Genomic DNA, 5,255 nt, shown 5'->3' with positions numbered 1-5,255 from the left:
GGGTTGGCGTTGCCCATCGCGGCGGCGCAGCCGCCCTCGGCCATGACGGTGTGGGCCTTTCCGAACAGCGACTTGCACACGACTGCGACACGCAGTCCGCGTTGCCGCGCCTCGATGACCGCGCGCAGGCCCGCGCCGCCCGCCCCGATCACCACGACGTCGTATTCGTGCCGTTCGACCTCCGGCATCGCTGCCCTCCCTGTCCCCTGGTGCCCCCGACGGTGCCGTCAGCCGACGAACCGCAGATCCGAAATGGTGCCGCTCGCGACGAGCATGATGTAGCAGTCCGTGATGATCAACGTGCCCAGCGTGATCCACGCGAACTGCATGTGCCGCGTGTTCAGTTTCGACACGAACGTCCAGATGCGGTACCGCACCGGATGTTTCGAGAAGTGCTTGAGCCTGCCGCCGGTGACGTGCCGGCAGGAGTGGCACGAGAGCGTGTATATCCACAGCAGGATCACGTTGACCACGAGGATCACGTTGCCGAGGCCGAAACCGAATCCGCCGGGACTGTGGAACGCGACGATCGCGTCGTAGGTGTTGACCACCGAGATCACGACCGCCACATAGAAGAAGTAGCGGTGCACGTTCTGCAGGATCAGCGGCAGCCGCGTCTCCCCCGTGTAGCGAGCGCGTGGTTCGGCGACCGCGCAGGCCGGGGGCGACAGCCAGAACGACCGGTAGTAGGCCTTGCGGTAGTAGTAGCAGGTGAGCCGGAATCCGAGCAGGAACGGCAGCGACAGGAATGCGAGCGGGATCCACATGGGCAGCTCGCCCACCCACACCCCGAAGTGACTCGAGCCGGGGACGCACGAGGCGCTGACACACGGCGAGTAGAACGGCGTCAGGTAGTGGTAGTCGTCGACCCAGTAGGCGGTGCGCACGAACGACCGGATCGTGGCGTAGACGACGAAGATCGTCAGGCCCAGAACCGTGAACAGCGGGGTCAGCCACCAGCGGTCGGTGCGCAGCGTTCGTTCCGCGATCCTCGCTCGGGTCGCGGAACGAACACCGGTGGCCGGCGGGGCGGTCACCGCTCCCCGTGGAGTCCGCCGAGTCCTTCGTCGTCGACGTCGACGCCCCGGAACAGGTTGTCGTCGTACGGCGCGTCGGGAACCGGGATGCGCTCACCGGTGTGCCCGCGCACCTCGGCCGGCGGTGCGCTGTCGAGCTCCTTCGCGTCGATGTCGAGTCGATCGAGATCGTTGGCCAGACGCTTGACCGCAGGGGCATCACCGTAGCGCGAGCGCAGTGATCCGACGCATTGCCGCAGGTGACCGATGGTGCGTTGCAGGTCCTGCATTTCGGTGGTGGACATCCGAACCTCCGAGCGGGCGGGTCGGCACGTCGGGCCGGCCGACACGATGTGACGCCATTCACAGTACGACAAACCTGGCGTCCGATCGGCGGGTTCCCCGCATTCGTCACCGCGCGCCCGTTCCGTCTCTACCATCGCGGCATCGGGTGGAACGGGAAACGGGGGTACCGGCGTGAAGGAAGCGAACGCAATCGTCGTCGGCGGCGCCTCGGGGATCGGCTGGGCGACGTGCCGGCGGCTGCACGCGCGCGGAACACAGGTGATCGTGGCGGACGTGAACGCCGACGCCGCGCTGCTGCGCGCCGGAGAACTGGGCGCCGGAGAACTGGGCGCCGGTGAACTGGGCAACAGGGCCGTGGCGCGGCACGTCGACGTGCGGGACGAGGACAGCGTCGAGCGACTGTTCGACGAGATCGCATCCGAGTTCGGGGACATCGGCACGGTGGTGGACTGCGCCGGGCTCAGCGTGCCGGGCGCGATCACCGACCTGAGTCTCGACGGCTGGCGCACCACCCTCGACGTGTGTCTCACCGGCGCGTTCCTCGTGGTCAAACACGCGGGCCGGCGGGTGGTCGACGGCGGCAGCATCACGCTCATCGCCTCGCTCAACGGCCGGCAACCGGGCACCGGGATGGCCGCGTACTGCTCGGCCAAGGCCGGCGTGCTGATGTTGACGGAGGTCGCCGCGCTCGAACTCGCGCCCCGGCGGATCCGGGTCAACGCGATCTCCCCCGGCCTCGTCGACACGCCGCTGGTCGCGGGGGTGTCGCTGGTGTCCGGCCTGACGGAGGACTACCTCGAGAACACGCCGCTCGGCCGCAGCGGACGTCCCGAGGAGATCGCCGAGGTCGTGGCGTTCCTGGCGTCGGATGCGGCGGCGTGGATGACCGGGGCGAACATCGACATCAACGGTGGCGCCCACACCCGCCGGTATCCCGACCTGCTGGCCCACCTGGCGGCTATGGCTCCGTGACGGTCAGGCCCGGCATCACATAGCGGCGCAGAAACCTCAGCACCGCGGCCGGATCGTCGGGATCGAGGGTTCTGCCCGGCACAGTGGCGATGCTGATCAGCACCCGCGCAACCCATTCGGCCGCCTCGGCGGTGTCGATTCCGGGGTCGATCTCGCCGCGCTCGGCCGCCGCGACGAGATAGCGGTTCCAGAATTCGGCCAGGTGCGGGACGAGTTCGTGGACGCCGGCGCCCGCGCACGCCGCGAACTCCTCCGGTTCGTCGGTTCGCAACCGGATCGCGAGCGCACCCGGGTCGCCGTACGCGGACCGGCCGATCCGCACGCCCGCCGCCAACTGCTCGACGAGTGAACCGCATTCGGCGAGCGTCGCGTGCGCTCCGGCCCAGTAGGCCGTGTCGAGGCGGACGATGACGCTGCCGACCAGGGTCGCCTTGTCCGGGAAGTGCCGGTACAGCCAGGCCCGGGACACCCCCGCGGCTTCGGCGACCTCGAGCACGGTGGTTGCTCGGATCCCCTTGTCCCGCAGGCATTTCTCGGCGGCGTCCAGCAACCGTTCCCGCACCGTCGTCGCTTCGGCTTCCGTGCCCATCGTGCCTCCGCACCGGTCCCGGCCCGGTGCCGGGACACGACCGCGACGATACCCGCTGTAGACAGTTTTCGAGATCTGTTCACACCGGAGGGAAACATGTTCTAGATTGGCGGGCACCGCGCCGGAACCGCTCCGGCAGCAGGATCGAGGAGCTGACGCATGCCGGCACCGACCACGGCCGTCATCGGGGCAGGAATCAGCGGGCTGACGACCGCAAAGATGCTGGGCGACTACGGCATTCCCTACACCTGTTTCGAGACCTCCGATCGCATCGGCGGCAACTGGGCATTCGGGAACCCGAACGGTCACAGCAGCGCCTACCGATCGCTGCACATCGACACCTCGAAGCATCAGTTGTCCTTCAAGGACTATCCGATGCCCGACGAGTATCCGGATTTCCCGCACCACACCCAGATCAAGGCATACCTGGACGGGTACGCCCGCGCGTTCGACCTCGAGAAGAACATCGAGTTCCGCAACGGTGTGGTGCACGCCGAACCGGTCGAGAACGGCGGCTGGGACCTCGACCTCGAGGACGGCAGCACCCGGCACGCCGATTTCCTCGTCGTCGCCAACGGCCATCACTGGGATCTGCGGATGGCGGAGTTCCCCGGCGAGTTCACAGGCACCGAGATCCATTCGCACCACTACATCGACCCGCAGACCCCGCTGGACTTCACCGGCCGGCGGATTCTCGTCGTCGGCCTCGGCAACAGCGCCGCGGACATCGCCGTCGAGCTGTCGTCGAAGACCCTCGGCAACGAGGTCACCCTCTCCACCCGGTCGGGTGCGTGGATCGTGCCGAAGTACATCGCCGGCAGACCCGCCGACAAGTACTACCGCACCAGCCCGTACCTTCCGCTCGCGTGGCAGCGCAAGGTCGCGCAACTCGGCCAGCCGCTCCTGTCCGGTCGCCCCGAGCGGTACGGCCTGCCCACCCCGAATCACCGCTTCTTCGAAGCACATCCGACCCAGTCGGTGGAACTGCCGCTGCGCCTCGGTTCCGGTGACGTGATCCCGAAACCCGATGTCCGCCTGCTCGACGGCCGGACGGTGCATTTCGAGGACGGGACGTCCGGCGAGTTCGACATCATCGTCCACGCCACCGGGTACAACATCACGTTCCCGTTCTTCGACGAGGACTTCATCAGCGCGCCGGGCAACCGCATCGACCTGTACAAGCGGATCTTCGCACCCGGCATCGACGATCTCGCGTTCGCCGGGTTCGCGCAGGCGACCCCGACCCTGTTCCCGTTCGTCGAATCCCAGGCGCGGCTCATCGCCGCGTACGCGGCGGGCCGCTACCGGCTGCCGCCGATCGCCGACATGCGGCGGGTGATCGCCGAGGACCAGCAGAAGTACACCGGTCACATGCTCGACCGGCCGCGGCACACCCAGCAGGTCGACTACTTCCTCTACGAGCACGACCTGCGCACCCGCGAACTGCCGGAGGGTGCGGCCCGCGCGGCTCTCGTGGCAGCCGCACCGCCCGACGACCGGTGCGCGATCCGTGCGGAAACGTCCTCCTGCCGCAGCGTCACGTTCGATTCGTCCGGAACCCCTTGCGACGCCTGGTATTTCCGCGCCTCCGACGACCGCCTCGCGAACGACCGGGGCCGGCCGATCGTGGTGATGGCACACGGGCTCGGCGGCACGAAGGACTCCGGATTGCAGCCGTTCGCGCAGCGGCTCGCCGACGCCGGACTCGACGTGTTCGCATTCGACTATCGCGGGTTCGGCTCCTCGGGCGGCGCGGTGCGTCAGCGTGTCGACGTGGCCGATCAGCTCGACGACTACCGGGCCGCGCTGTCGGCCGCGGCCGCACTCGACGGAGTCGATCCCGGCCGGGTCGCGTTGTGGGGGGTGTCCCTGTCGGGCGGACACGTGCTCGCGGTGGCCGCCGGCCGCACCGACGTCGCCGCGGTGGTGTCGATGACCCCGCTCGTCGACGGCCGCGCCGCCGCGGTGACCGCGCTGCGTCACCACAGCGTCCGCACGCTCGCGCGCTCGGCCGCGATCGGTCTGCGCAGCCGCGTCGGCGCCCTCACCGGGCGGACCGGCACCACGATCGCCGTTGTCGGCCGCCCCGGCGAGCCGGCGGCACTCAGCCTGGACGGCTATTTCGAGGACTACACCGGCATCGCCGGGCCGACCTGGCGCAACGAGATCGACGCGGACATCACGATGCAGCTCGGGTCGTACCGGCCGGCGAAGCAGGTGAAGAACGTACTGTGCCCGGTGCTGATGCAGATCGCCGATTTCGATCGCAGCGCACCCCCGCACTCCGCGGCCGTCGCCGGGTTCGCCGCCCGCGCCGAGGTCCGGCACTATCCGTGCGACCACTTCGGTCTCTACGCCGGTCACCGCAGATT

Annotated in this window: 6 protein-coding genes and 1 pseudogene; 3 read left to right on the top strand and 4 right to left on the bottom strand. The window is 68.8% G+C overall.

The window, feature by feature from the left end:
* The 3 genes from I0Q12_RS20375 to I0Q12_RS20365 all read right to left on the bottom strand — a co-directional run.
* Positions 1 to 188, bottom strand: a 188-nt coding sequence (locus I0Q12_RS20375) for an FAD-binding protein (protein ID WP_197254042.1), incomplete at its 3' end; no start/stop codon positions are given.
* A 39-nt stretch (positions 189 to 227) separates the two neighbouring features.
* Entirely contained in the window at positions 228 to 1,037 is an 810-nt protein-coding gene (locus I0Q12_RS20370) for a hypothetical protein (RefSeq protein ID WP_197254040.1), read from the bottom strand.
* Positions 1,034 to 1,321, bottom strand: coding sequence for a hypothetical protein (locus I0Q12_RS20365; protein ID WP_197254038.1), 288 nt, complete (start codon positions 1,319 to 1,321; stop codon positions 1,034 to 1,036). Before I0Q12_RS20365 ends, I0Q12_RS20370 begins: the two co-directional genes overlap by 4 nt.
* A 172-nt stretch (positions 1,322 to 1,493) precedes the next feature.
* Here I0Q12_RS20365 and I0Q12_RS20360 point away from each other — a divergent pair, with 172 nt between their 5' ends.
* A complete protein-coding gene (locus I0Q12_RS20360; protein ID WP_248675524.1) occupies positions 1,494 to 2,294 on the top strand; it encodes an SDR family oxidoreductase in 801 nt (266 codons plus the stop codon).
* Here the strand turns inward: I0Q12_RS20360 and I0Q12_RS20355 are convergent.
* The gene (locus I0Q12_RS20355; protein WP_197254036.1) at positions 2,281 to 2,883 is read right to left on the bottom strand and encodes a TetR/AcrR family transcriptional regulator; all 603 of its coding nucleotides are present in this window, start codon (positions 2,881 to 2,883) and stop codon (positions 2,281 to 2,283) included. The two genes, I0Q12_RS20360 and I0Q12_RS20355, sit on opposite strands and share 14 nt — an antisense overlap.
* Positions 2,884 to 3,042: 159 nt before the next feature.
* Between I0Q12_RS20355 and I0Q12_RS33370 the strand changes: the two are divergent.
* Together I0Q12_RS33370 and I0Q12_RS33365 are read left to right on the top strand one after the other, a co-directional pair.
* Positions 3,043 to 4,353 (top strand): annotated as a pseudogene (locus I0Q12_RS33370) (flavin-containing monooxygenase); the annotation flags it as partial.
* A 162-nt stretch (positions 4,354 to 4,515) separates the two neighbouring features.
* On the top strand, positions 4,516 to 5,255 hold a 740-nt coding region (locus I0Q12_RS33365; RefSeq protein WP_231611078.1), incomplete at its 3' end, for an alpha/beta hydrolase.

The organism is Rhodococcus sp. CX, from assembly GCF_015865005.1.
Lineage (GTDB): Bacteria > Actinomycetota > Actinomycetes > Mycobacteriales > Mycobacteriaceae > Rhodococcus.
This window is presented reverse-complemented; position numbering and strand designations above follow the sequence as displayed.

Excerpts from the sequence above, each read along its gene's own strand:
- I0Q12_RS20365 (WP_197254038.1), bottom strand. The coding sequence starts at position 1,321 with ATGTCCACCACCGAAATGCAGGACCTGCAACGCACCATCGGTCACCTG.
- I0Q12_RS20355 (WP_197254036.1), bottom strand. The coding sequence starts at position 2,883 with ATGGGCACGGAAGCCGAAGCGACGACGGTGCGGGAACGGTTGCTGGAC.